The sequence below is a fragment of the Pseudoxanthomonas sp. SL93 genome, from assembly GCF_026625825.1.
Lineage (GTDB): Bacteria > Pseudomonadota > Gammaproteobacteria > Xanthomonadales > Xanthomonadaceae > Pseudoxanthomonas_A.
Window position 1 is genome coordinate 896,168 of record NZ_CP113065.1, and the last position, 25,314, is coordinate 921,481.

The window sequence follows — 25,314 nt, forward strand, 5'->3', positions numbered from 1 at the left end:
AAGAATGAAGAAGGGTTCCGTTTCGTTGCTGTTCGCGCTCATGCTGGCAGCGGCCAGCCTGCCGGTCCTGGCGGGCAAGCAGGATCCGATGGTGGTTCCCGCCTACGAGCGCGTGGAATCGACCAACGGCGTTGCGCCCACCGCCGCACGCATCAAGGCCGCGATCATCCATGCAGGCAAGACGCGCGGATGGACGGTCGCCGACAGCGAGCCCGGCAAGGTCACGCTGCGCTACGCGCCGCGCACCCACGAGGTGATCGTCGCGGTCCGCTACGACGCCAACGGGTTCAAGATCGAATACGTCTCCAGCAAGGAGATGAACTACGAGGTCAAGCGGGGCACGGCGGAGATCCACGGCAACTACAACCGCTGGATCCGCAACCTGGCACTGGACATCCAGAATTCGCCTGTCTTCCATCAGCAGGACGCCGCCGATGCCGCCCAGGCGGCCACGCCATGAGCGATGCCCGCTGGCGTCTGCCGTTGGCCCTGTGCCTGGCCGCGCTCGCAGGGCCGGCGATAGCCAGTGATGTCATCCGCACCAGCCCGACGATCGTGCTGCGCGACGGGTACGCCGGGTATCCGGAGTTCATGAAGGAATGCGACTGGGCGGCCGAACTTCCTGCACATCTGGTCGAATATTCGAAAGGCCTGGTCGAACTGACCGACCAGGATCTCGGGACATTGCCCGGCCGCACCCTGCGCATCCGCATCATGAACATGCGCAGCGCCGAGGGTGGCGCATTCTCCGGCCCCAAGTGGGCGATGATCCGGGCGGAACTTTTCCAGGACGGCAAGCTCATCGGGCAGTACCAGCCCTACCGACAGACGATGACGCTGTTCCGCGGCGGTTGCTCGTCGCTGGCCAAGATCAGCGATGCGCTGGCGGCGGATACGGCCGCATGGCTGCGTCGCGGCGACTACAGGGTCCAGTTCGCCGACGAACAGGCCGTCATCGAGATCGGTCCGGAAGAGGACGTGCCCCCCATCCAGTAGACCCTCCGTGCGGGCGCCCGAAGCGATCTGCACGACAGCCAGACACCCGGGCCGGCAAGCTGCTGCCCGGCGCGGCGCCGCCGCCCTTTCCACCACCAGGAGCCTTGCATGAAATCCTTCCTCACCGCCGGCCTGACCTTCCTGCTGATCGCCACGCCCCATGCGATGGCCGCCGACACCCGCGTCGAACTGCCGTTCCAGGAACTGGTCAATTCACCCGAAGCCAAGGCCGCCGGCATCGACGGCAGCGTGCGTTTCTATCTCGCCGGCCAGAAGACGCCCGCCGTGGTGTCGCGCTTCGGTGAGGACGTGACCAACAAGAAGACCAATGGCGTGGGCAAGTCCGATGCCGAATCCTGCCGCTGGGTGGCGCTGTCCGCGTTGAAGGCCTTGCAGGAAGGCGCCAAGGACCGCGGCGCCAATGCGGTCATCGACATCGTCAGCTACTTCAAGAAGAACGAGTTCCGCAGCGCCACCAATTACGAATGCCATGCAGGCGGCATCATGAGCGGTGTCGCCTTCAAGGCGACCTACGCCAAGGTCAAGTGATTCCAAGGGTGCACCCGGTGCATCACCGGGTGCACCCCTGCTGCGTCAGAACCAGATCCTGACGCCCGCGACGACGCGGGTGTCGCGGGTGGATTCGCCATCGGCGCGCCGGAAGTCGGCACTGTCGCCCACCGCGCGCTCGTGCACCAGGCCGATGTAGGGCGCGAAACGGCGCGTCATTTCATAGCGCAGGCGCAGACCCGCCTCGATGCCGGAGATGCCCCTTCCGACGCCGTACTCAGGATCATCCTTCGCTGCAATGTCCAGCTCCACCAGCGGCTGCAGGATCAGGCGGTTGGTGATGCGCAGCGTGTACTCGGCTTCGACATTCGCGGTCACCTGTCCGCCCTCGCCGACGTAGGCGGTGGCCGACACCTCGAAGCGGTAAGGCGCCATGCCCTGCACGCCAAACGCCGCCCACGTGCGGGAATCGCCTGGCTTGAAGTCATGCTTCACGCCGGCCACCACGTCCCACCACGGCGATACGCTGCGCCCGTAAAGCGCTTCCAGGTCCGCGCTCTCGGTGTGGCCGCCCATGCGTTCGCCTTCGCTGCGCAGCCAGAGGCGGTCGGTATCGGTGCCGAACCAGGCGCTGCCTTCCCACGCCTGGCCGGTGCCTTCGTCGGCATCCCACGCCTCCAGCCGGTTGAAGGTCACCCTGTGGTTGAACGCCGGCGCGTGCTGCATGGCATGGTGGTCGATGTCGGGAAACGCCGCCGCCAGATCGTCAGCGGTGACCGGAGGAACGGGCTCACGCGCCGCCGTTCCTGCAGTCGCGGACATCGCCGCGTGGTCGTGCTGTTCGTGTTGCGCGCGCTCATCCTGTTTCGTTGGCAGCTTGGTCGTCGGCGCCGCGTGCTGCGCATGGTCATGGTGCTGCGCGTATGCCGGCGTACCGGTGACGGCCAGCATCGCGGCGGCGCACGCGAGACGTAGCGGGGTGGGGAAGGCGGTCTTCATGCCTCGATCCTCACTTCCCGCATCATGCCGGCTTCCATGTGGTAGAGCAGGTGGCAGTGGAACGCCCACCGTCCCAGCGCATCGGCGCGGACCCGGTAGCTGCGACGCGTGCCGGGCGGCATGTCGATGGTGTGCTTGCGCAGGTGGAAGCCGCCCTCGGCGTCCTCCAGGTCACTCCAGACGCCATGCAGGTGGATCGGGTGCTGCATCATCGTGTCGTTGACCAGCACGATGCGCATGCGCTCGCCGTACTTCAGCCGCAGCGGGTCGGCGCTGGCGAACGGAATGCCGTCGAACGACCAGGCGAACTTCTCCATGTGCCCGGTGAGGTGCAGTTCGACGGTACGCCCCGGTTCGCGGCCGTCCGGATCGTCGAACAGGCTGCGCATCGCGCCGTAGGTCAGGACCTGGCGCCCGTTGTCGCGCAGGCCGATACCCGGGTCGTCGAGCTTCGGCTCGCTCGCGGACGACTGCATGTCGACCAGCGGGTTGCCGGTCTCGCTGGCGGGGTGGTTCGGCGCGGTCGACGTCCCGCCATGCGCACCGTGATCCATCGCGCCCATGTTCGCGCCGCAGCCACCTTCGCCCATCATGGCGCCGCACCCGCCTTCCATGCCTTTCCCTGCGCCGTGTCCGCCCATGTCGTGGCCCATGTCCGCCATGGTCAGCAGTGGCCGCGGATCGCGGGCCGGGATGGGCGCTTCCAGTCCATCGCGGACGGCGAGCGTGCCGCGCGCGTAGCCGGTGCGTCCCATGTCCTGCGCGAAGATCGTGAAAGCGTCCTGGCCGGTGGGCTCGACGATGACATCGAAGGTCTCCGCCACCGCGATGCGGAACTCGTCCACGCTCACCGGATGGATGTACTGCCCGTCGGCGGCGACAACGGTCATCTTCAGGCCCGGGATGCGGACGTCGAAGTAGGTCATCGCGCTGCCGTTGATGAAGCGCAGCAGCACCTTCTCCCCCGGCTTGAACAGGCCGGTCCAGTTGCCCGCCGGCGCCGCGCCGTTCACCAGGTAGGTGTAGGTGTGCGCGTTGATGTCGGAAATGTCGGTGGGCGTCATCCGCATGCGCCCCCACATGCCGCGGTCCTCGATCGTCTCCGCCAGGCCGTCGCGCTTCGCGTCGCGCACGAAGTCGACCAGCGTGCGTTGGTAGTAGTTGTCGTGCTCCGGCATTTTCTTCATGCGCCGGTACAGCGCGGCGGGGTCCATGTCGGTCCAGTCCGACAGCAGCACGACGTGTTCGCGGTCGTGGTGGTAGGGCGCCGGCTCGCGCGGATCGATGATGAGCGCGCCGTACAGGCCCGCCTGTTCCTGGAACAGCGAGTGGCTGTGGTACCAGTAGGTGCCGGACTGCTTCACCTGGAAGCGGTACTGGAAGGTCTCGCCCGGTGCGATGCCGTTGAAGCTGAGGCCGGGCACGCCGTCCATGTTCGACGGCAGCAGGATGCCGTGCCAATGGATCGAGCTCATGTCGCGCAGGCGGTTGGTCACGCGCACGGTGACCGTGTCGCCCTCGCGCCAGCGCAGCGTGGGTGCGGGCAGGCTGTTGTTGACGGTGATCGCCGGGCGCTCGCGGCCGGTGATGTTGACCGGCGCCGCGCCGATAGTCAGGGCGAAATCGGTGCCGCTCACCAGAGCGCTGCCACCGCGTCGGGCTGGTGTGCCGGCAGACGCGGGCAGGCGCGCCAAGCCCATCCCCATCGCGGCGCCGCTCGCGGCCAGTCCGGTGACGAACTGGCGGCGCGTAGCGCGGAAGGCACCCGGGCGTGCGGGTGCGGAATCATCATGGTTCATTGCAGTGCCATCCTGTGGATCGGCTGCACGACGCCTGCGCAGGCAGGATAGTCGGCAACAAAGGTCGACGGGCCAGCGTCACCCAACGGGTGCGTGCCGGCATCAGGTACTTGCCGTGTGATACGGCGTCAGGCAACCAGGATGGGAGGTCGGTGCCGATGCGGGAGATGAACGGATGCATGCCCGTGCGCACGGTAGGACGGTGCGTCGGCCTGCAGGGGCACCATGGGTTGGAGCATCGTCGGCCAGAGCAGCGCCGGCGCGTGCAGGGTGCAGACACCATCACAGCTGCCGGCGGTGCAGCAGTCGGGCAGGGCGGCGCTGTCGTCCGCAGGCAGGGCGGCGTCCACGGGAACGGGCGCCGGTGCGCCTACGTCTTCGTGGCAGGGTGGATCGTCGTGCTGCGCGGCCTGTCGTGCGGCGGCGCTTTCCGCTGCAGGCATGCCCGTTGCCGCATGCGCGTAGGTGGTGCCATTCACCAGCAGGATCAGGCAGAGCAGGGCGCGTAGCAGGGGCGCGAACCGGGACATGGCGCCATGATACGCCATGGTGGCCGGACATACCTTTGCGTAGGGTGGTTTCGCCGCGCCATGCCGCGGTGTCGCACCCCTATCCTGCGGGGACACGATATCCTTGTGCCGTATTTCAGGCATTGGCAGCGTGGCATTCGCATGGCGGGCACGGTAATGATGAACAAGGTGCCGGCAGGCGTTTCCACCCCGCGCGCCCAGGAGGCCACCGGGAAGCGCATCATCGTCGCGGACGTCGGCGGTACCTATGCGCGGCTGGGCTGGACACAGGCGGCAGACGCGGAGCAGGTGCACGACTATCGACGCTACGCCTGCGCCGACCATCCGGACCTGGCCTCGATCCTGCGCGACTACGCCGCGGACGGCGTCTGCGAGGGCGCCGTGGTGGCCATCGCGGGCGTGCTTGAGGGCGACCGGCTGATCAATTCCAACCTGCCGTGGGCGGTGTCGGTGGAGCAGACACGGCAGGCCGCCGGCCTGGAATGGGTGCGCCTGATCAACGACTTCGAGGCCGTGGCCAATGCCATGCCCCTGTTGACGCGCGACACCCTGTCGCCGTTGACCCGGGCCACGGAGGCCACCGCCACGTCACCGGCCCTGGTCCTCGGACCGGGTACCGGGCTGGGCGCGGCATTGTGGATGGAAGGTCATCCGCCGCGCGTGCTGGCCACCGAAGTCGGCCAGGCCGCGCTGGCCGCCGGCAATGACCTTGAGATGGACATCGTGCGGCGGTTGCTGCGCGAGCGCCGCCATCTGAACAACGAGCATGTGCTCTCCGGCACGGGCCTGATGAACCTGTATCGGTGCCTGTGCGAACTGCGTGGTGGTTCACCGTTGCATGCCGATGCGGGCGCGCTGGTCGCCGCCGCACAGTCGGGCGATGCGCTTGCGCTGGAAACGCTGCAGGTCTTCTGCGGCTGGCTGGGCAGCCTGGTGGGCGACCTGGCCATCATCTTCGGCGCCAAGGTCGTCTACCTGGCCGGTGGCGTCACCGCGCATATTCCCAGCTTCCTGCACGACGGCCACTTCCTGCAGCGCTACCTCAACAAGGGCGTGATGTCCGAACGCCTGGAGCAGGTGCCGGTATGGCGGGTGGAACACGGCCAACTGGGGCTGCTGGGCGCGGCGGCCTGGTATCGGCAGCATGTGGATGTGGCGGCAACGCTGCTCTGACCCTGGAGTCGCTGCGTGCCCGTAGGCGTGGACGGGGTGCGTAGATTTACTGGTGATCACCCGGTAGTTTCACGCTGGTCATTCAAGGTGCGCATCTTCAGTTTTGGATAGCAGGAAGGACATGACATCCCGGTTGCTTGATGATCAGGCGCAACCGTTTCATGCAACGAAGCGGGGCGGGAGGATTGAATCTAGTTCTAGGTCTGGAACACGATCCGTCGGGATCGGGACGCCTGTTTAAAAGAACGTTTCACCTTTACCTCGGAGGTCGAATCATGCGCACGATCTTTCGTTTTCGCTTGTCGGTGAATGCAGCCAGGCTGGTCCTACTGCTGTTGCTGGGCGCGGCGATGCTGCCGCTGCAGGCCTCGCCCTCCAACAAGTGGCGCGTCCAGGCAAGCGGTACCGCCAAGGTGGCTGGCGAAGTGGAGCTGTCGTTCACGCCCAAGGGCGGCACGGCCAGCACGGTGGTCGTGCAGATCCCCGCGCGGACCGGCGAGAACCAGGCGGCACGGCTGATCCGCGACGCGGTCATCGCCAGCTACGGCAAGTCGGTCTACCACACCGAAGTGGATGATGGCGAAGACGTGCTGGTGAAGGCGCGCGGAAGCACGCCGTCGTTCGACCTCATCGTGACGCGCAACACCGCGGAGGGATTGCGGTTGAGCCTGGACAAGGAATAGGCCAGTTTCCAGCGCGCTCAGGCCTCGGCGGCCGACAGCGGACACCGGAGTTCCACCCGCGTACCGCCTTCCTCGCGATTGCGGATCTCCAGTCGCCCGCCAAGGCTGCGCGCCCGTTCTTCCATGCTCAACAGGCCCAAGCCCTGGCCGAACAAGCGTTGCCACTGGTCGGGCAGGCCCTTGCCGTTGTCATCGACCTGCAGCACCACGTCACCGTGCTCGCGGTACAGGCGGATGCGCACCCAGCTGGCCTGCGCGTGCGTGCCGACGTTGTGCAGCGCTTCCTGGGCCACGCGGAAGAGGTTGAGCTTGGCGTGGCACGACAGCGGCAGGTCCTCCACGCGACTGCAATCCATCTGAAGTCCGCCCTCGGTTCCCTGCGCCTGGCACAGCCCGATCAGCGACGCCGACAGGCTGGTGTAGCGCAGGATGCTGGGATGCAGTGCGTGGGAAATCCGCCGGATGTCGCCCGACACGTCCTGCACCTGCTGTTGAATGTCCTCCAGGCGCGCGCGCTCATCGGGTGCGGCCTCGCGCTTGAGCGCGCTCAGCTGGATGGAGACGGACGCCAGCGACTGGTTGATGTCGTCGTGCAGGTCCTGGGCGATGCGCGTGCGTTCGGCTTCCTGCACCACCAGCATGCGCCCGGTCAGCTCGCTGAGCCTCCGATAGGCGCGACTCAACGAGGCGCGGTCCGATGTCCGCTGCTCCACCAGCGTGGCCAGATACAGGTGTGTGATGGCCAGGCACGACGCCCACAGCTGTACCGACAGCGTCGTCATGCCGAGGTCCGGCCACACCATCGGGCCTATGCCGTGGCTGCAGAAATGCATGCACAGCAGGGTGATGCAGAGCAGGGTGAGCGAAGACACCACGGGGCCATTCACGATCAGGCACCAGATCAGCAGGATCGCCGGTGCCAGCATCAGTGGCGCATGGAAGGCGGCGGGAAGCACCTCGCTTGTCCAGGCGATGGAGAGCAACACCACCATAGCCACCAGCGCGAACAGGTTGATGGCCGATGGCCGCCAGCGGCGCTCCGGCTGCGCGCGTTGCAGCAACAGGCTCAGGAAGCCCGGCACCACCAGCAGATAGCTCAGGCTGTGTGCCAGCGCGACGTTGATCCAGCCCCCGATGTGGTGCGCCATGCCAAGTCGTGGCATCGCCTGGGTCACCCAGTACGCCGCCAGCACCGGCAACACCAGGCCCGCCACGACCACGAAGCGCAGGACGCCGCGGAAATCCACCAGCGAAAACCTGAAATCCGTTCGCTTCAACACCAGGCTGGCCAGGACGACCAGCAGGAACACGCCGAGCAACACGACCACGACGCTACCGACCGGCGTGCCCAACAGCGCGAGGAAACCCGTCGTGCCGATGAGCGCCCCCGCCACGCAGGCCACCCAGCGCCGGCGGGGCAGCGCCAACAGCGCGCACATCAGCACCGCGCCCGGCAGCCACAACATGTGCGCACGCGGCGCCGTCATCCAGAGCTCCACCGAGATGAGCTGGCCCAAAGCGGTGGCGGCGGCAACCAGCGCGCCGGTGAGCAGGTGCTGCGTGACTCGGTTCTGCGGCATTGCAGACAAAGCGGGCCTCCCTCTTTCCCTGGCTGACGCGCCGTTGCACCGCAGGCGGCGGCGTACGGAAGGCCGGCGTGTAAATCCGCTTACACGACCATCCATCGGTTTCCCGACCTGTTCGCTTGATGTCACATTTACGGGCCCGCAAGATGGCGCGCTATCCAGATTCCGACATCCCCTGTTTTCGTGGCCTGGAGACGTGATGCATGGGTGCCTACCAGAGTGCGACCATCGAGGGGTTCGACGCCGAGGCGCTGCTCGGCGTGGTGCGCGATACGCGTTTCGATCAGCGCTTGCTGGCTCGGGGACATTTCAGGGCCCAGGTGCAGCGGGTGGTGTTCGATGACTTCAGCCTGGACTGTGGTGCCTATTCGCTGCCGGTATTCGCCAGCGGCACGTTCGGCCCGCGCGTGATGGCACTGGCGATCGCACTGGAGAGTCGCGAGGCCATGTGGATCAACGGCCGTGCCGTACAGCAGGCGGAACTGATGGTCTTCGCGGAAGACCAGCCGGTGGATGTCAGGCCGTCGGCAGGCCTGTGGCAATGGGCCGTCGTGCTGGTATCGCGTGAGCGCCTGCAACAGGTGGCGCAGGCCTGCCTGGGAAGGGAACTGCCGCTTCCGGCGAGCGGCTGGAAGACGCACCCGCACTGGCGCGCGCAACACATCGCGACGAGCATCCGGCGGACGCTGCATGCCGCATCCGGATGGGATGCGGCGACGGCCACCGCGACCATGAGGACGGCGGGCGAGGGACTGCTTGCGAGTTGCGTGCGGGAAATGGGCGGCGCGATCGGTCCCACCGCATTGCCACGGCCCGTGGCGCATGGTCGCGACGCGGCTCGCCTCATCCGCCGCGCGGAGGCGCTTATCCGCGAGCACTACGGCACCGGCATGGCAAGCGAGCAGCTGTGCGCGGCGCTGGGTGTGGGGGAGCGTCAGGTCGAACGCCTGTTCCAGCAGGCCTACGGCATGACGCCACAGCGCTGGCAGCAGGTCGCACGACTGAACATGGCGCACCAGGCATTGCTGCATGCGCAGCCCAACGAGCACGTCACCGATGTCGCCCTGCGCTTGGGCTTCGGCCACCTGGGACGTTTCTCGACCCGTTACCGGGACCTGTTCGGGGAAGCACCGCGCGATACGCTGCAGCGCGCCAGGAAAGTAACCGCTGTTACCTAATTGTCCTTGTCTGGGTCCGAACCTCTTGGTTCCAGTAGTTTTACTGGTCCATGCCAATCCCCCGCGCCTTTGTCACACCGAATGAAGGTTTGCTCCGTATCATCTGGTGCCGCAGGGGGAGACGTGCGGGGTTTCCTGCGGACGATCGGGGAGGTCGCAGATGGATGCTGTCGAATACCCATACGCAGAGCGGCAATGTGTCCGCTTGCTTGTTGCCGACGACCATATCCTGGTCGCGCAAGGCATAGAACAATTGCTGCGCCCCTGCTTCGGACACGTCCGGCTCGTCAACTCGGGGGAGGCGTTGATGGATGCGCTGATGCACCACACCTACGACGTGGTGATCACCGACGTCAGCATGGACGGCATGAGCGGCATCGAGGCGATGCAGCAGACGCGCCGGTTAGGGTGCACAGTACCTTTCATCTTCCTCACCATGCACGGGGGCGCCGCCATCGCCGCCGAGGCGATCCGTTCCGGTGCCAGTGGCTACGTGCTCAAGAGCTCTGCCGGGGAAGATCTGCTGCATGCAATCCGGGAAGTACTGGCGGGGCGGACTTATGTGGCGTCGAGTGTCGCCCTGAGGGCTATCCACGGCATGGAAGGCCAGCCGGGTAGCGGCCTGACCGACAAACAGAGGCGAATCCTGGAATACGTTGGCAAGGGGCTACGCTCCAAGCAGATCGCCTATGAGCTGGGCATCTCCGTACGCACGGTCGAGTCGCACAAGTACACGATCATGCAGGAGCTGGGGGTCCACGGCACGGTCGAACTGGTGCGCAGGGCGGAAGAGCTCGGCCTGCTGGATCTGCGTACCCTTCGCACGGCGTCCGTGGCGTGACCGCCGGCAAGTAGTTTTACTTGCCGCGCCTAGGTTGTTTTCCGCTAGGCAACGCCGCATCCGGCGCGCAACATCGGTTCAGGCGGAGGCGACCTGTGCCATGAGACGTGCGCGCATCCTGTTGGCGGAAGACAGCCCGGCCGTGGCCAGGCAGCTGCGCCTGCTGCTGGCCAACGTGTTCGACGTGAGCGGTTTCGTGGATGACGGTATTGCACTGCGACAGGCATTCGAGCACCTGCGCCCGGATGTACTGGTGTCCGACATCTCGATGCCGGGCATGGATGGCCTGCAGGCCATCGAACGACTGCAAGAGGAGTTCGGCCCGTTGCACATCGTGTTCGTCACCGTCCACGCGGATGAGGCCCTGGTCGCGCGCGCCATGGCGCTGGGGCCGTGCGGTTATGTGCTCAAGCCGGATGCGGGGGAAGACCTCATCGCCGCCGTGCACAGCGTGTTGGCGGGCAAACCCTACGTATCCTCCTCCATCGCCAAGGCAATGGAGGAACGCGGACAACCAGCGCCTTGAGGCGAGGGGCTGAACGAAGGTCGAGAACCGCTTTTATGCCAGCCACGCAGTCCTGACAGAACCGAACCCGCAGCGAGGTCATCAATGGAATGCACACGCACGCGCCGCTATTCGCCAAGGCTCACCCATTTCCTTGCCGGTGGCCTGCTGACTTCGCTGGCGCTGGGCTGCCAGACGGCATGGGCCACGGAAGGCGCCATGGGTCGCCCCATCACCGGCATGCAGATCACGCCTTACGCCGGCGTCATCCCGCCCACGCCCGGGATGCAGTGGCAGGTGGGTTATGTGTATTACGACGGCAAGGTCGAAGGTACGCGCGAGGTACCGATTGCCGGCCAGGTCTCGTTGGGGCTGGAAGCCGACGTCAACCTGTACCTGGCCGGCGGCGTCTACATCTGGCCGACGGCGGAAGGCCGCTGGAATTTCGCTTCCATGGTCACGGTTCCCTACATCGACGTGGAAGTAGGCGCCACGCTGGACGTGGGCGGTGCCAGCGCCAGGCGCAGCCAGAGCGCCGGCAACCTGTTCGACCTGTACTTCGCACCGGTCATCGCCAGTTTCCATATCGACCAGGTGCGCCATCTCTCCTTCGGCCTCTACTTGTACGCGCCCACGGCCGACTACGACCCCGACCGCATCGCCAACCCCGGGCTCAACGTCTGGACCGCGTCGCCCACCGTCAACTACACGCAGCTGTTCCAGCAGGGCACGCTGGAGTTCAGCGTGCAGGGCGCTTTGGACTGGTACAGCGAGAACAAGGACACCGACTACAAGAACGGAGTGGTGTGGCGCAGCGAGGTGCTGCTGATCAAGCGCACGGCCAGCGGCTGGGGCATCGGCGCGGTCGGCGGTTGGATCCAGCAGCTGGAAGACGATTCCGGCCCCACCGCAGACCGGCTGGGGGGATTCAAGGGCCGCGCCTTCGGTGTCGGGCCCGTGGTGACGTACGGCAAGAAGTGGCAGGACGGCGAACACGTCGACGTGACCTTCCGCCTGGTGGATGAGTTCTCGGTCAAGAACCGGTTCGAAGGCGTGCCGGTCAGCCTGATGGTGAGCTTCGGATTCTGATCATCCGGTCCTGCATGCCCGTTGGCGCATGCACGACCGGCCCTTGAAGCGGGCCGTGTGCCCAGGAGGCAAGTGCGATGAACGCAAGGCAATGGTTACCTCTCCGGCCCGCGCTGGTGATCTCGATCGCGTTGGCGTGCCCCGCCATGGCGGCGGAGCCGCCAGCTGAAAGTGTGGCCGCGCCGCAGGGCGCTGCGGTGGAACGCGACCCTGCCGCACTGGCGGCGCTGGACAGGATGGGCAGCGCGCTGCGCGGGCTGAGGCAGTTCAGCCTGACCTCGGACACCAGTACCGAGGTCGTGCTCGACACCGGCCAGAAGATCGAGCTTGACGGCACGGTGACCTACAAGGCAGCACGCCCGACCAGCCTGTACGTGGAGATCAAGAGCGACCGCAAGCTGCGCGAGCTTTATTTCGATGCGGGCAAGCTGACATTGCATGCGCCACGGCTGAAGTTCTATGCCAGCACCGACGTCAAGGCGAAGACACTCGGCGAGTTGGCCATCAATGCCGCGACCGAGTACGGCATCGATTTCCCGATGGCCGACATGTTCTTCTGGGGTACCGAGTATGCGCCGAAGGACCTGATCCAGTCCGCCATCTACGTGGGCGCAGCCACCCTGGACGGAGAGCGGGCGGACCAGTACGCGTTCACCCAGGAGGACGTGGAATGGCAGGTCTGGATCTCGCAGGAGACGTCGCTGCCGAAGAAGCTGGTCATCACCAGCCTGGATGATCCCGCGCTGCCGCAGTACCGCGCGCGGTTGCACTGGGATACGCGCACGCCGGTATCGGCATCCGTGTTCAAGTTCACGCCGCCCGCGGGATCGAGCCAGATCAAGCTGGTGCCCGCCGGAACAGCGGTGGCCAGCGTCGGACAGGAGAAATGATCATGCAGACCTCACTGAAGATTCCGTCGCTGCTGCTGGCCTGCGTGGTCGGTGCGGCGATGCTGGTACCTGCCGATATTGCCGAAGCCGCGCGCGGCGGCGGGCATGGCGGGGGCGCGCGTGCGGGCGCCAAGTCAAGCGTCAACCGTCCGGCCGCGGGCGCGCACGGCGGCGGACACGCGGCGAACCGGAGTGCAGGCGCCAACCGCGACGGCAATGCCAACGCCAACCGTAGTGCGAACGTCAACCGCAACCAGAACATCAATCGCAACACCAACGTCAACCGGAACACCAACGTCAACCGAAACACCAACATCAACGTGGACCGCGACATCGACATCGACGTCGACCACCACGGCGGCTGGAACGACTGGGACGACCATCCCTTCGCCACCGCGGCGGCGGTGACCGCCGGTGTCGCGATCACCTCGGCGGTGATCGGCTCGATCGTGTACTCCGTGCCGCCGAGCTGCGTCACCACCGTGGTCAACGGCATCGCGTACCAGCAGTGCGGTTCCACCTGGTACGAGCCTCGCTATTCGGGAACGACGGTGCAGTACGTCGTCATCAATCCTCCGGGCTAACGGTGAAGGCGTCGCGGGCCACGTGCCTGCCGGCATGCCTGGCGATGCCCTGGCCGGCCACGGCCGGGGGATCGGAAACCGACGTGGCCAGCCGCCAGGCGATGGATGACGCCTCGGGGATGGAGCAGGGCGCTGCGCGGAAGGACCGGACGAGCTTTGTCGTATTGCCCATTCCCCAATCCAACCCGGCCCTCGGCAGCGGGCTGGTGTTGGCGGGCGTGGCTTTCTACCAGCCGGCCGGCAGTCCGCGCCCCTGGATGACCGGGGCCGCCGTGCTGTGGACCGACAACGGCAGCCGCGGCGGCGGCGTGTTCCAGAAGGCGTACCTGCGCGGCGATCTCTATCGCGTGTCCGCCTTTGCTGGCGGGGCCAACCTCAACGTCAGGTTCTACGGCATCGGTGCGGGTGAGGCGAACCGCGATGTTTCCGTACCCATCGAGCAGAGCGGCCGCGCCGTGCAGCTGGATGGCTTGCGACGCCTGCGGCCCAACCTCTACGCCGGCCTGCGCCTGCGTGCCGCCCAGGTGGAGACGTCGCTGAGGTTCGAAGGCGAAGCGTCAGAAGAGTTCGACCTGGAATCACTGCAGCTCGATACACGCATAGGCGGGCCCGGCCTGCTGCTGCAGTACGACTCGCGCGACAGCGAGATGTATCCGTTGACCGGCCGTTACGCCAACCTGCAGCTGCAGTGGAACCTGGCGTCCTTCGGCAGCGACCTGCGCTACGACCGGCAGGAACTCAGCTACAACCATTACCGCAGCCTGTCGCCAAAAGGCGTACTGGCCCTGCGCGGCGCCCTGTGCCGGGCCAGCGATGGCGCCCCGTTCTTCGATATCTGCCTGTTCGGTGCCTCCAACGACCTGCGCGGCTACGAGACGGGCCAGTACCGGGACCGCGCGATGGCGGCCGTGCAGGCCGAGTACCGGTGGCAGTTCGCACGGCGCTGGGGCGCCGTGTTCTTTGCGGGCGTCGGGGGCGTGGCGCCGAGCATGAGCGACCTTGCCGATTCCCGAGCCCTGCCGTCCGGCGGGATGGGACTGCGCTTCAAGGCCTCGACGGCGTATAACGTCAACGTCAGCCTGGATTACGCCGTCGGCCGCGACACCGACGCGGTCTACGTCTACATCGGCGAGTCGTTCTGAAACCCGTCGCAGTCCTTCGTGCAGCACTGCTCTAGGTAGTTTTCCCCAACCCGCACCCGTAGTTCTTCGCATTACCGGACGTACATGCCCGTTTATCGTGCGGGCATGGCGCTGCCGTTCCGGTGTGCGCGCACTCCCACGCATTCAGCACCCGCTGGCCACGCAGGTTTCCGGACAAGGTCCGACAACACAGGAGAGCTTCGATGAACCGATTGTCTTTGGGAGGGCTGGTCCTGCTGCTGGCAGGCTGCGCATCCACGCCCACGGTCACCACGGACCACGACCCGGCGGCGAACTTCGCCTCCTACCGCACCTACAGCTGGGCGGCCAAGCCGCAGGCCGGCTCGCCACTGGTGCAGCAGCGCATCGTGGACGGCATCGATGCACGGCTGCGCGCGAAAGGCTGGACCCAGGCGCCCAACGGACAGGTGGCGATCGCGGCGCACGTGGTCGCCAGCCAGAAGCAGACCATCGACACGTTCTACAGCGGCACCGGCATGGGCGGGTGGGGGTATCGCGGTGGCTGGCGCGGCGGCATGGGCACCGCGACCAGTACGGTGCGCACCTACGATGTCGGCACGCTGATCGTCGACATGTTCGACGCCAGCACCCAGCAGGCCGTCTGGCGTGGCAGTGCGAGCAGCACCGTGCCGAGCTCACCCGAGAAGGTCAACCAGACCGTCGATGCGGCGCTGGACAAGATGTTCGCCGGTTTCCCGCCGGGAACGGCATCGCCCTGAGCGGAAAGGTTCCTCTTGCGCGGGCCCGGTGCCCCCCTCCTGGGCACTCTCCTATGCCGGGTCCGCGCACCTTTTCCTCCGCCGCCCACGCACCCTCCCTCGTCGCGACGCGCGGCGGAATGGAGGATGCGTCCGCGCCCTCGCGGGCATGCACGAGATCCGGAGCGCCACATGAAAGCCACTGCCATCCTCCTGTGCCTGGTCGCGTTGACCGGCCTGCTGTCCACGCCGGCGGGACGCGCGCAGACGGCCGAGCCTCCAGCCGCGATCGATGCGCGCCCGTTCCCGCGCGAGTTCACCGTGCAGGGTACGCAGTTCAGCATCCACCAGCCGCAATACGAGCGTTGGCAGGACAACCGCCTGACCGGCCACATGGTGATGTCGGTGAAGGCCGGCGTGCATACCGGTGCGGACGGCAAGTCGCAGGACTCGCTGGACCACGGTTCGCTGGATTTCAGTGCGCGCACCCAGGTCGACAAGGCCGCGCGCGCCGTGGTGCTGACCGACATGGAGATCACGCGGGCCAGTTTCCCCACGGCGACCGCCAAGCAGGACAAATACCTGGCGCTGGCGCGCGAGCAGCTGAAGAAGAAGAGCACGCTGACGGTCTCCCTGGACCAGCTGGAATCGGCGATGGCCATCGCCGCGGCCGACGCGGCCACGCCGTCGCAGGTGGTCAGGAACGATCCCCCCGACATCATCTTCAGCACCACGCCGGCCGTGCTGGTGATCGTCGATGGTCCGCCCGCATTGAAACCTTCCGGCGCCGCCGGCGTGCAGCGCGTCGTCAACAGCCGGTCGCTGCTGCTGCAGCAGGGTGGGAAGTTCTTCCTCTACATGGCCGGGCACTGGGCCGGCGCGCCTGCATTGGAAGGGCCGTGGACGCCGGTGGCCAAGGTGGACGGCGCACTTGCCGAGGCGATGAAGAAAGCGGTGGCGGACAAACAGGTGGAGACGATGGAGTCGCCGCCGGATGCGCTGAAGCAGGTGTTCGCCTCCGGGGCATGGCCGGAGGTCCATGTGCGTACGCAACCGGCCGAGCTGGTGTCGGTGCAGGGCGATCCGCAGTTCATCGCGATTCCCGGCACGCGGCTCAGCTACATCGACAATACCGGCGCCGATGTGTTCGTCGACGCGGGCAAGGACAATGCCTGGTACGTGCTGGTGTCGGGCCGCTGGTTCACCGCCGCCGGCAGCAAGGGGCCGTGGTCCTACGTGCCGCCAAGGTCGTTGCCGGCCGACTTCGCGAAGATTCCGCCCGACAGCCCCAAGAGCGGCGTGCTGGCGTCGCTGCCCGGCACGCCCGAATCGCGCGAGGCGCTGATCGCCAATGGCATTCCGCAGACCGCGACCGTGCAGCGCACGCAGACGAAGCTCGACGTGCATTACGACGGCGCGCCGCAGTTTGCCGCCATCACCGGCACGTCGCTGCAGTACGCGCGCAATACCGCCGTACCGGTGATACGTGTGTCGGCCGACAGCTACTTCGCGGTGGACAAGGGCGTGTGGTTCACCGCGGCCGCGGCGACCGGCCCGTGGTCGGTCGCGACGGAGGTGCCGGCGGTCATCTACACCATCCCCGGCAGCTCGCCGCTGCACTACGTCACCTACGTGCGCGTCTACGGCCAGAACGGGGACGAGGTCTACGTCGGTTACACGCCGGGCTATTACGGCACGGTGGTCAGCAACAACGTGGTCGTCTACGGCACCGGGTATCCGTGCACGCCCTGGATCGGCGCGTACTGGTACGGCTGCCCGCTGACCTACGGCATGGGGGTCTATTTCGGCTGGAATGCGTGGGTCGGCTGGACCTTCGGCTGGGGCTGGGGCTGGTACGACGGCTGGTACGGGCCCTACAGCCCGTGGTGGGGACCGTGGTATGGGCCGGTGTATCCGTATGGCTGGTGGGGCGGCGGTGCCGCCGCATGGAACGTGTACGGCCACTGGGGCAATGCGGCCGTCCGCGGCACGGCCGCCGCATGGGCCGATCCATGGACCGGGAATGTCGGCCGCGGTGCACGCGGCGGCTACTACAACGAAGCCACTGGCGGCCGCGGGGCAGGGCGGGCGGGCGTCAACACCAATATCTACACCGGCACCACCACCGCAGGCGCGCAGGGGATCCGCTACAACCCGCAGACAGGCCGCGTGGTGGCGGGGGGCGGTGCGATTGCCGCCAATCCCTACACGGGGCAGGCCGGCGCCGCGGGCCAGCGCACCGTGGTGAACACCAACACCGGACGCGTGACCCAGGCCGGGGGCGCAGCAGGCGTCGGTCCCGATGGCGCGGCCGGCGCGGGCGCGATCAACAGCGAAGGCCCGCGTGGCGACATCAAGGGGATCGGCGGATTCCATTACAACGCCGACACCGACACGCTGCACCGCGGCGGCGTGGTCAATGTCAACGACAACGTGTATGCCGGCCGCGATGGCAAGGTCTACCACTATGACGATGGTCAGTGGAACCAGGTGACGCGTCCCGACCGTTCCCAGAACCTCAGTGGCCAGACGCGGGAGAACCTGCCCGACAACCTGGACAGCGACCGATTCGCACGGCAACGCGGCAACGAGCGCATCAGCGGACGGCAACCGTCGCAGGTCAACATTCCCCGCAGTGGTGGGGGCGCGTCGCGGCCCGTCGGCGGCTTCAGGCAGGGGCTGGGGGGTGGCATGCGTGGCGGCGGTTTCCGTCGCCGATGACGTACGCGTACTCGCGCAAGGGCATTGACCCTGCATCGGGAGCAGAGGACCAAACCCTCTGGATGCCGACGGGCAGCGCATGCGCCGAACACTGCCACCATTGAAACGAGGTGACACATGAAGACCTTCATCCGATGCATGCTGTGCCTGCTGCTGGCCGTGATGGGGATGCCCGGGTGGGCACGCGATGCGCTGCCGTCCTGGCAGGACGGCGACACCAAGCGCGCCATCGTCGCCTTCGTCGAGAAGACCACGCGCGAGGGTGGTCCCGACTTCGTGCCGGTGGAAGCACGCATCGCCACCTTCGACAATGACGGCACGTTGTGGGCGGAACAGCCCGCCTACTTCCAGCTTATGTTTGTCTTCGACCGCATCCGCGCGCTGGCGCCGCAGCATCCCGAGTGGAAGACCACCGAACCCTACCGCTCGGTGCTGGCGGGCGACATGAAAGGCCTGGCGGCCGGCGGCGAGCACGGACTGATGGCACTGCTCGCCACCACCCATGCCGGCATGACGACCGACGAGTTCAGCGCCACCGTCAGGGACTGGATCGCCACCGCGCGTCATCCCGAGACCAAGCGCCCCTACCCGGCGATGACCTACCAGCCCATGCGCGAACTGCTGGCGTACCTGCGCGCGCACGGCTACAAGACCTACATCGTCTCCGGCGGGGGCCAGGAGTTCATGCGGCCCTGGGTCGAGCAGACGTACGGGATTCCACCCGAGCAGGTCATCGGCAGCTACGGCGAGCTGCGTTATGAACTGCGGGACGGCACGCCCGTGCTGGTGAAGGAAGCCAAGGTCGGCCTGGTGGACGACCATGCCGGCAAACCCGTCGGCATCCAGCGTTTCATCGGACGAAGGCCGGTGCTGGCGTTCGGCAACTCCGATGGCGACCTGGAGATGCTGCAGTGGACGACGGCTGGCGATGGTCCGCGTTTCGCCGGCCTCGTTCACCATACCGACGGCAAGCGGGAATGGGCCTACGATCGCGCATCGAAGATCGGCACGCTCGACAAGGCACTGGACATGGCCGGCCTGCGCGGCTGGACGGTCGTGGATATGGCACGCGACTGGCGCGTGGTATACAGCAACCCATAACGGGATTGAGGAGCTGGGCGTCCCGTCGGCGCCGGCGGAGGCGCTGACCACCGACGTCCTGCCGTGTCCAACGCCACGATCAGATGGGGAGGGGAGCCTGCATGAACTTCGCGTGGGTGGCACCGCTGGCGGCCGTCGGCCTGTTCGTGGGAATACTGGCCGTGGCCGAACTGGGACGACGGTTGGGGCAGGCAAGGCTTCAACGCGATCCCGACGATCCCACCAAGGGCGCCGCAGCCGCGGAAGCGGCCGTCTTCGGCCTGCTGGGCCTGCTGATCGCCTTCACCTTCTCGGGCGCGGCCTCGCGTTTCGAGGATCGCCGCCACCTGATCACCGATGAGGCGAATGCCATCGGGACCGCCTACCTGCGCATCGACCTTCTGCCCGCAGAAACGCAGGCGCCGATGCGGAGCATGTTCCGCCAGTATCTCGACCTGCGCGCCGAGGCGTACCACGCCGCCACGGATTTCGCGATCGTCGAACAACGGCTGGCGGCAGCGGCCGCGATACAGCAGGACATCTGGACGAGCGCGGTCACTGCGGTACGCCGGCCCGATGCGGCACCGCACGCCGCCATGCTCCTGCTGCCCGCGCTGAACGAAATGATCGACATCACCACCACGCGCGCGATGGCCACGCGCAACCATCCACCGGCCGTGGTCTTCCTGCTGCTGTGCGGCCTGAGCCTGGTGGGCGCCTTGCTGGTGGGGTACGGCACGGCGATGCGCCGGGAACGGAGCTGGCTGCACACCGTGACGTTCGGCGCCATCCTGGCACTGACCGTATACGTCATCTTCGACCTCGAATTCCCGCGCATGGGGTTCATCCGCGTCGATGCGGCCGACCAGGTGCTGGTGGAACTGCGCCGGAGCATGGATTGAATGGCGACGAAGCCGACCCTGCGCCAGCGGCTTTGCCTGGTTGCGGGGCTCTGCGCCGCCGCCTGCGTTTCGGTTCCATTGCCTGCTGCCGCCCAGCAGGCTTCCGCGGACACGACATCCTGCATCCAGCGTGACGGCAACCTGGCAAGACCGCGTATCGGGCTGGCGCTGGGCGGAGGCGGCGCGCGCGGCATGTCGCACGTACGCATCCTGAAGAAGCTGGAGACCCTGGGCATTCCCGTCGACTGCATCGCGGGCACCAGTGCCGGTGCGCTGATCGGCGCGATGTACGCCTCCGGACGCTCCACCGACGAGATCGAACAGCTCATCCTCACCACCGACTGGAAGGACGTGTTCAACGATGCGCTGCCGCGCCGTGACCGCTCGCTGCGCCGCAAGGCGGAGGACACGACGCGGCTCACCCAGGTCGGCATCGGGTTCCGCTCCGACAAGGGCGTGGGCATCGCGGCCGGTGTCAGCGAAGGCGCGAAGCTGCTTGCGCTGTTCGAACGCGCCACCGGCAGCGGCCGCGTCAGTGGCCGTTTCGACGACCTGCCCATTCCGTTCCGCGCGGTCGCGACGGACATCAACACCGGCAAGCCGGTCGTGATCGACCATGGCAGCCTGCCCATGGCGATGCGCGCCAGCATGTCGTTGCCGGCGATCTTCCAGCCGGTGGCGATGGAGGGAAAGATCCTGCTGGATGGGGGTGTCTCCGACCAGATTCCGATCGACGTGGTGCGTGCCATGGGGGCCCAGCGCATCATCGCGGTGGATGTGGGTACGCCGCTTTCGGTGCTGGACCGCAGCGCCAGCATCGTGGAAGTGCTGGACCAGCTGAGTGGCTTCCTGACCACCGGCAGTGCCGCACGGCAACTGGAAACGCTGGGGCCGGATGACCTGGTGATACGCCCTGACCTGGATGACCGCGTGGCCACCGGGGATTTCCAGAAAGCCGCGCTGGCGCTGGAAATCGGCCAGGCAGCAGCGGACGCGGCCACGCCGGCCCTGCGCAGCTTCGTGTACGCACCGCCCGCGCACGCCACGACGCCACGCCCGGTGCCGGTGCCGCCCGACCCGGAGATCGCCTTCGTCCACATCGTCAACCACACCGACTATGCCGACGACCTGCTGCTGTCGTACCTGCCCGTGACGCCGGGCCAGCGCCTGGACACGGGCGCGATGCAGGCCGGCATCATGCGGGCCTACGGCCTGGGCACGCTGGCCAGCATCACCTATGAAGTGAAACGCGAGAACGGACAGGTGGGTGTGGAAGTCGTGGCCACGCCCAAGCCCAACGGACCCGCCTATCTCGAGGCTGGCCTGACCCTGAGCAACGATCTGCAGGGCAACCGCGAAACCAACCTGCGTGCGGGCGTGCTGTTCGCACCCTTGTCACCGTATGGTGCCGAAGCGCGCGTGGTGCTGCAGCTGGGCAGCGAGCCGGGCCTCACCGGCGAGTACTACCATCCGTTTGACCTGGCCAACCGCTACGCCGCCAGCGTGCAGGGCGGCTACCAGAGCCGCAGCTTCAATGTCTTCGATGCGCAGGGCTACCAGGTCGAGCGTTACCGCCTGGACCGCTACGGCGTATCGGCGTTCCTGTTCCGTAACTTCTCCAATGTCCTGAGCATCGGCGTGGGCGCCGAGCGCTACGCCGGCAGTGCGCGCGTCGAGATCGGCGACCCGGCGGTGCGCCGCGAGGATTTCCAGGACGGTGCGGTCAGGGTGGTCGCCACGCTGGATGACATCGACAGCCTGTTCTTCCCCCGTGATGGCGTGCTGGCCCGGTTCGGTCTGCGCGGTTCACGCGACTGGATGGGCGCAGACGCGGAGTTCGACCAGATCGACTTCGACGCCTACGCGGCGAAGAGCTTCGGCCGCCATGCCGTGCAGCTGGGAAGCAGTTACCACGTGACCGCGTCGGGCGAGGCACCCCTGCAGAGCATCTACCGCCTGGGTGGCCGCTGGCGACTGGCGGGATTCCAGCACAACCAGCTCACCGGCAAGCACTACGCACTGGTGTTCGCCGGCTATACCTACGAGCTGGCCAACTTCCGCGGACGTTCGGCGCAGGTGGGCGGCACGCTGGAATACGGCAATGCCTGGCAGCGCCGCAGTGACATGGACCTGGATGACGGCATCCTCAATGCCAGCGTCTTCATCGGATTCGATTCGTGGATCGGCCCGCTCATCTTCGGCATCGGCGACCGCAAGGGGAGCGACCCCATCATCTTCGTCGAGCTTGGCCAGGGTCTGTAGCGCCCCGCGATACCCAACCCGCGGATTTGAGCAGGTAGTCACGCTCAGGTTTGTGAAGCTCTGCGACCATGTGCCCGAGGCAAGGATCGCGGTGGTGGAGACGGCGATCCGTATGACGCTCTGACCCCCCGGATTCACAAGGAGCCGTGCTCGATGTTCGCTTCCCTCGTCAGGCTGCGGGTACGTACACCCGTGGTGGTCTTACTGCTTGCGTTGCTGCCGCTGCTTGCCGCTTGCGGTGTCGATTCCTCTGCCGATGGCGACACCGACGGGGAGGGCGGCTTCTGGTCTTCCACGCGCGCCGCACCCGGCACGGTCATGGCGGGCGCGAGCCAGCAGATGGCCGCGGCGGAGCCGCCCAGGAACATCGCCGTGAACCCGGTGCCGCCCGGCCGCTACCGCATCGCCAGTGCGCACAGCGGCCTGTGCATCGAGATCCGCGACGGCAGCATGGCCAACGGTACGCCGCTGGTGCAGTCGGCCTGCGAAGCCACGCTGCACCGGCAGTTCTTCGACATCGGCGAGACCGCTGTCGGCCAGTACCGCCTGCGCAACCTGCAATCGCAGAAATCCGCGGACATTCCCGGGGCATCCGGCGCCGACCACGTCATCGTGCAGCAATGGGACGACAACGGCAGTGGCGCACAGCGTTTCCGCCTGCAACAGCTGGACGCCAGCGACCGCTACCGCATCGTCAACGTCAACAGCGGCAAGTGCCTCGGCATCGTCGGCGCATCGACGGCGGCGGGCGCGTCCGTCGAGCAGGTCACCTGCGCCACCGCGACGGCGCAGCAGTTCCACCTGGCCGCCGGCGAGCCGGAGGCCGTGCGCCAGAACGGATCGCAGCCGTTGCTGCCGCCACCACCGGCGGTGCCCGCATCGGCCAGCTACCAGCCACTGGCGTGGCCCGATGACGCCGCCGCCATCCACTTCACCCAGGAAGACGGAACGCTGGTCACCCACGTCGGTGGCCGCGTGCGCGACCGCCACGCCCGCGAACCCATCGTCGACGACAGCTATCAGGTATTCCCGCCGCAGTATTTCGAACGGCGTACGCACGAGATCGTCATCCATGACGATGCCGTGCCCGGCACGTCCGGCGAGCAGCGCATCCTGACCATCGTGGTCAGGCCGCAGCACTACTGGTATGGCACCAACTTCCGCCACGGCTACATCGGCCGCCGCAGCGAAGATCCGCTCGAGCCCACGTCGGTGGCGCTGTATGCCGACAACGGCGGCATGAAGCTGCTGCCCGGCGGCGTGGCCGCGCAGACGCCCATCGCCAACTACGCGCAGCTCGGCCAGGATCCGAACGGCAACTACACGCCGCCGGCCGGCGCACCGGGCAACGCGTTCGTGCTGGTCAAGGAGATCCGCACGGCAGCGAACGATGCGCACCGCCCGCTGCGCAAGGGCGACCTGGTGGAGTTCGAACTTGGCATCTTCCTGGCCGGCAACCCGGACCTCATCGGCCGCTTCAACTACTACGCCGAAGCGCTGGTCTACCGGGCCGGTGCGCACGGCATCGTGTCCTGGTATCGCGGGCCCGGGTATGGCGTGCAGCGGCCGCTGGACTCGCTGGCGATGCCGGCGGAAGCGCTCAGCGCCGGGCCTTGGATGACGCTGCACGAAGACACGTCCAGCGAACCGTTCCGCATGCTGCAGCAGGCCTCGCACAACATCGCCGGCTACAACATGCAGCCCTGGGCGGAGGGGCGCCGGCTGATCCACACCTCGTTCGCCAGCGGGCGGCATTCCGAAGAGAGCAACACGGTGTTCAGCGCGCACGCGGGCAAGACCGCGCCCAATTTCTCGCAGACACGCTGCGTGGACTGCCACACCGGCAACGGACGCAGCTCGCCGGTGGTGGGTGCGCCCCTGAACCGGCTGGGCGTGTTCACCGGCGTGGCCGGCGCGGGCACGCAGGCGCCCGATGCGCGCTTCGGCCTGCGCCTGCAGCAGGGCACCTACCGCGAAGCCGGCGCCAACCTCGACGGTCGCGAAGCCGAACTGGTGCTGACGGGTTACACCGAGTCGCCGGGCCGCTACGCCGACGGCAGCGGGTATGTGCTGCGCAGGCCGAACTACCTGTTGCGCGATCGCGCCGGCCAGCCGATGGCATTGCCGACGGCGCTGTCGGTGCGCGTCGCGCCTTCGCTGGTGGGGCTTGGCCTGCTGGAAGCCGTGCCCGAACAGCAACTCGAACGCCTCGCGCTCGCCCAGCAGGGCGATCCTGACGGTGTGGCCGGGCGCCTGCAGATCGTGGCCGACTCGCGTGACCCCGGGGTCAGCCGGGTGGGCCGCTTCGGTTGGAAGGGCGGCACCGCCACGCTGGAGCAGCAGACGTCGCTGGCATTCAACACCGACATGGGCGTGAGTTCGCCCCTGATGCCTTCACTGGAATGCGCACGCGGCAGCCTGGGCGCGGCCTGCGCCCAGGTGAACAACGGCAGCGCGAAGCTGACCGCGGCCGACATCCACCAGACCACGCTCTACCTGAGCCTGCTGGGCGTGCCGCCGAAGCGCGATTTCGACAATCCGCAGGAGCAGGATGCACAGGCGCGGGCGCGGCAACTGCGCGTCAAGCGCGGCGCGCAGATGTTCGAGGCCGCGCGTTGCGGAACATGCCACGCGCCCGAGTTGCGTACCGGACATCACCGGTTCGTCGAACTCCGCTACCAGACCATCCGCCCCTATACCGACCTGCTGCTGCACGACATGGGGCCGGACCTGGCCGACACGTACGTCGAGGGCCGTGCCACGGCACGCGAATGGCGTACGGCACCGCTGTGGGGGCTGGGACTGGCGGCCGCGATCAACCCGAACGTGCGCTACCTGCACGACGGTCGCGCGGCCACGCTGGAAGAGGCCGTGCTGTGGCATGGAGGGCAGGGCACGGCAGCCCGGCAGCGTTTCGAAGCGATGAGCGCCGCGGACCGCCAGGCATTGATGGATTTCCTCCGATCACTGTGATCGGCGGGAGCGCGATCGGGCAAGACACTGCCCGGATCGCACCAACGGCGGGGTAAGCAATGGCGGCCGCGCTCAGGACTTCTTCCATGCCGGCCAGCAAAGATCCGGGTGAAACCCCGCACGCGGACCGCACCGATCCAGAAACCCAGCGC

22 protein-coding genes are annotated in these 25,314 nt (G+C 67.1%); 18 read left to right on the top strand and 4 right to left on the bottom strand.

Annotated elements, in window-relative coordinates:
* Positions 1-4 precede the first annotated feature (4 nt).
* From OVA13_RS04160 to OVA13_RS04170, 3 genes are all read left to right on the top strand, one after another.
* A complete protein-coding gene (locus tag OVA13_RS04160) occupies positions 5-460 on the top strand; it encodes an ApeA family protein (protein WP_267792547.1) in 456 nt (151 codons plus the stop codon).
* Positions 457-996 carry a hypothetical protein gene (locus tag OVA13_RS04165; RefSeq protein WP_267792548.1) on the top strand — a complete coding sequence of 180 codons (540 nt, stop codon included), beginning with the start codon at positions 457-459 and terminating at the stop codon, positions 994-996. Before OVA13_RS04160 ends, OVA13_RS04165 begins: the two co-directional genes overlap by 4 nt.
* 108 nt (positions 997-1,104) lie before the next feature.
* On the top strand, positions 1,105-1,545 hold the full coding sequence (locus OVA13_RS04170) for an excinuclease ATPase subunit (RefSeq protein WP_267792549.1): 441 nt from the start codon (positions 1,105-1,107) through the stop codon (positions 1,543-1,545).
* A gap of 45 nt (positions 1,546-1,590) precedes the next feature.
* Here OVA13_RS04170 and OVA13_RS04175 read toward each other — a convergent pair whose 3' ends face one another.
* From OVA13_RS04175 to OVA13_RS04185, 3 genes are all read right to left on the bottom strand, one after another.
* On the bottom strand, positions 1,591-2,505 hold the full coding sequence (locus OVA13_RS04175; protein WP_267792550.1) for a copper resistance protein B: 915 nt from the start codon (positions 2,503-2,505) through the stop codon (positions 1,591-1,593).
* A complete protein-coding gene (locus OVA13_RS04180; protein ID WP_267792551.1) occupies positions 2,502-4,304 on the bottom strand; it encodes a copper resistance system multicopper oxidase in 1,803 nt (600 codons plus the stop codon). The genes OVA13_RS04175 and OVA13_RS04180 overlap by 4 nt, the downstream gene beginning before the upstream one ends.
* 128 nt (positions 4,305-4,432) lie before the next feature.
* Positions 4,433-4,834, bottom strand: coding sequence for a CopL family metal-binding regulatory protein (locus OVA13_RS04185; RefSeq protein WP_267792552.1), 402 nt, complete (start codon positions 4,832-4,834; stop codon positions 4,433-4,435).
* Positions 4,835-4,993: 159 nt separating this feature from the next.
* On the opposite strand from OVA13_RS04185, the gene OVA13_RS04190 reads away from it, so the two are divergent.
* Together OVA13_RS04190 and OVA13_RS04195 are read left to right on the top strand one after the other, a co-directional pair.
* Positions 4,994-6,007 carry a glucokinase gene (locus OVA13_RS04190; protein ID WP_267793625.1) on the top strand — a complete coding sequence of 338 codons (1,014 nt, stop codon included), beginning with the start codon at positions 4,994-4,996 and terminating at the stop codon, positions 6,005-6,007.
* A gap of 275 nt (positions 6,008-6,282) precedes the next feature.
* Complete coding sequence (locus OVA13_RS04195; RefSeq protein WP_267792553.1) at positions 6,283-6,690, top strand: hypothetical protein; 408 nt, start codon at positions 6,283-6,285, stop codon at positions 6,688-6,690.
* Between the two features lie 17 nt (positions 6,691-6,707).
* On the opposite strand, the gene OVA13_RS04200 is transcribed toward OVA13_RS04195, so the two are convergent.
* Entirely contained in the window at positions 6,708-8,270 is a 1,563-nt protein-coding gene (locus OVA13_RS04200) for a sensor histidine kinase (protein ID WP_267792554.1), read from the bottom strand.
* Positions 8,271-8,479: 209 nt separating this feature from the next.
* Here OVA13_RS04200 and OVA13_RS04205 point away from each other — a divergent pair, with 209 nt between their 5' ends.
* From OVA13_RS04205 to OVA13_RS04265, 13 genes are all read left to right on the top strand, one after another.
* Positions 8,480-9,454, top strand: a complete 975-nt coding sequence (locus OVA13_RS04205; RefSeq protein ID WP_267792555.1) for a helix-turn-helix transcriptional regulator — start codon at positions 8,480-8,482, stop codon at positions 9,452-9,454.
* 160 nt (positions 9,455-9,614) lie between these two features.
* The gene (locus tag OVA13_RS04210; RefSeq protein WP_267792556.1) at positions 9,615-10,295 is read left to right on the top strand and encodes a response regulator; all 681 of its coding nucleotides are present in this window, start codon (positions 9,615-9,617) and stop codon (positions 10,293-10,295) included.
* Positions 10,296-10,395: 100 nt separating this feature from the next.
* Positions 10,396-10,821, top strand: a complete 426-nt coding sequence (locus OVA13_RS04215) for a response regulator (RefSeq protein ID WP_267792557.1) — start codon at positions 10,396-10,398, stop codon at positions 10,819-10,821.
* Between the two features lie 84 nt (positions 10,822-10,905).
* Positions 10,906-11,889: a SphA family protein gene (locus tag OVA13_RS04220; protein ID WP_267792558.1), complete on the top strand. Its 984-nt coding sequence runs from the start codon at positions 10,906-10,908 to the stop codon at positions 11,887-11,889.
* Between the two features lie 77 nt (positions 11,890-11,966).
* Positions 11,967-12,779, top strand: coding sequence for a DUF2092 domain-containing protein (locus OVA13_RS04225; RefSeq protein WP_267792559.1), 813 nt, complete (start codon positions 11,967-11,969; stop codon positions 12,777-12,779).
* A gap of 2 nt (positions 12,780-12,781) precedes the next feature.
* Positions 12,782-13,363: a hypothetical protein gene (locus OVA13_RS04230; protein ID WP_267792560.1), complete on the top strand. Its 582-nt coding sequence runs from the start codon at positions 12,782-12,784 to the stop codon at positions 13,361-13,363.
* 83 nt (positions 13,364-13,446) lie between these two features.
* On the top strand, positions 13,447-14,505 hold the full coding sequence (locus OVA13_RS04235; protein ID WP_267792561.1) for a BamA/TamA family outer membrane protein: 1,059 nt from the start codon (positions 13,447-13,449) through the stop codon (positions 14,503-14,505).
* 203 nt (positions 14,506-14,708) lie between these two features.
* Positions 14,709-15,245: a DUF4136 domain-containing protein gene (locus tag OVA13_RS04240; RefSeq protein WP_267792562.1), complete on the top strand. Its 537-nt coding sequence runs from the start codon at positions 14,709-14,711 to the stop codon at positions 15,243-15,245.
* Between the two features lie 171 nt (positions 15,246-15,416).
* A complete protein-coding gene (locus tag OVA13_RS04245) occupies positions 15,417-17,945 on the top strand; it encodes a hypothetical protein (RefSeq protein WP_267792563.1) in 2,529 nt (842 codons plus the stop codon).
* A 117-nt stretch (positions 17,946-18,062) separates the two neighbouring features.
* On the top strand, positions 18,063-19,046 hold the full coding sequence (locus OVA13_RS04250; RefSeq protein ID WP_267792564.1) for an HAD family hydrolase: 984 nt from the start codon (positions 18,063-18,065) through the stop codon (positions 19,044-19,046).
* A 101-nt stretch (positions 19,047-19,147) separates the two neighbouring features.
* Positions 19,148-19,927 (top strand): bestrophin-like domain, encoded by a 780-nt coding sequence (locus tag OVA13_RS04255; RefSeq protein ID WP_267792565.1) that lies wholly within the window; start codon positions 19,148-19,150, stop codon positions 19,925-19,927.
* Positions 19,928-22,189, top strand: coding sequence for a patatin-like phospholipase family protein (locus tag OVA13_RS04260; RefSeq protein WP_267792566.1), 2,262 nt, complete (start codon positions 19,928-19,930; stop codon positions 22,187-22,189).
* Between the two features lie 153 nt (positions 22,190-22,342).
* Positions 22,343-25,162, top strand: coding sequence for a di-heme oxidoredictase family protein (locus tag OVA13_RS04265; RefSeq protein WP_267792567.1), 2,820 nt, complete (start codon positions 22,343-22,345; stop codon positions 25,160-25,162).
* Positions 25,163-25,314 lie beyond the last annotated feature (152 nt).

What these genes read in the sequence shown, in the direction of transcription:
- OVA13_RS04195 (WP_267792553.1), top strand. Translation starts at nt 6,283, where the DNA reads ATGCGCACGATCTTTCGTTTTCGCTTGTCGGTGAATGCAGCCAGGCTG.
- OVA13_RS04220 (WP_267792558.1), top strand. Translation starts at nt 10,906, where the DNA reads ATGGAATGCACACGCACGCGCCGCTATTCGCCAAGGCTCACCCATTTC.
- OVA13_RS04170 (WP_267792549.1), top strand. Translation starts at nt 1,105, where the DNA reads ATGAAATCCTTCCTCACCGCCGGCCTGACCTTCCTGCTGATCGCCACG.
- OVA13_RS04200 (WP_267792554.1), bottom strand. Translation starts at nt 8,270, where the DNA reads ATGCCGCAGAACCGAGTCACGCAGCACCTGCTCACCGGCGCGCTGGTT.
- OVA13_RS04215 (WP_267792557.1), top strand. Translation starts at nt 10,396, where the DNA reads ATGAGACGTGCGCGCATCCTGTTGGCGGAAGACAGCCCGGCCGTGGCC.
- OVA13_RS04185 (WP_267792552.1), bottom strand. Translation starts at nt 4,834, where the DNA reads ATGTCCCGGTTCGCGCCCCTGCTACGCGCCCTGCTCTGCCTGATCCTG.
- OVA13_RS04225 (WP_267792559.1), top strand. Translation starts at nt 11,967, where the DNA reads ATGAACGCAAGGCAATGGTTACCTCTCCGGCCCGCGCTGGTGATCTCG.
- OVA13_RS04255 (WP_267792565.1), top strand. Translation starts at nt 19,148, where the DNA reads ATGAACTTCGCGTGGGTGGCACCGCTGGCGGCCGTCGGCCTGTTCGTG.
- OVA13_RS04180 (WP_267792551.1), bottom strand. Translation starts at nt 4,304, where the DNA reads ATGAACCATGATGATTCCGCACCCGCACGCCCGGGTGCCTTCCGCGCT.
- OVA13_RS04190 (WP_267793625.1), top strand. Translation starts at nt 4,994, where the DNA reads ATGAACAAGGTGCCGGCAGGCGTTTCCACCCCGCGCGCCCAGGAGGCC.
- OVA13_RS04260 (WP_267792566.1), top strand. Translation starts at nt 19,928, where the DNA reads ATGGCGACGAAGCCGACCCTGCGCCAGCGGCTTTGCCTGGTTGCGGGG.
- OVA13_RS04205 (WP_267792555.1), top strand. Translation starts at nt 8,480, where the DNA reads ATGGGTGCCTACCAGAGTGCGACCATCGAGGGGTTCGACGCCGAGGCG.
- OVA13_RS04165 (WP_267792548.1), top strand. Translation starts at nt 457, where the DNA reads ATGAGCGATGCCCGCTGGCGTCTGCCGTTGGCCCTGTGCCTGGCCGCG.
- OVA13_RS04175 (WP_267792550.1), bottom strand. Translation starts at nt 2,505, where the DNA reads ATGAAGACCGCCTTCCCCACCCCGCTACGTCTCGCGTGCGCCGCCGCG.
- OVA13_RS04160 (WP_267792547.1), top strand. Translation starts at nt 5, where the DNA reads ATGAAGAAGGGTTCCGTTTCGTTGCTGTTCGCGCTCATGCTGGCAGCG.
- OVA13_RS04250 (WP_267792564.1), top strand. Translation starts at nt 18,063, where the DNA reads ATGAAGACCTTCATCCGATGCATGCTGTGCCTGCTGCTGGCCGTGATG.
- OVA13_RS04210 (WP_267792556.1), top strand. Translation starts at nt 9,615, where the DNA reads ATGGATGCTGTCGAATACCCATACGCAGAGCGGCAATGTGTCCGCTTG.
- OVA13_RS04245 (WP_267792563.1), top strand. Translation starts at nt 15,417, where the DNA reads ATGAAAGCCACTGCCATCCTCCTGTGCCTGGTCGCGTTGACCGGCCTG.
- OVA13_RS04240 (WP_267792562.1), top strand. Translation starts at nt 14,709, where the DNA reads ATGAACCGATTGTCTTTGGGAGGGCTGGTCCTGCTGCTGGCAGGCTGC.
- OVA13_RS04265 (WP_267792567.1), top strand. Translation starts at nt 22,343, where the DNA reads ATGTTCGCTTCCCTCGTCAGGCTGCGGGTACGTACACCCGTGGTGGTC.
- OVA13_RS04230 (WP_267792560.1), top strand. Translation starts at nt 12,782, where the DNA reads ATGCAGACCTCACTGAAGATTCCGTCGCTGCTGCTGGCCTGCGTGGTC.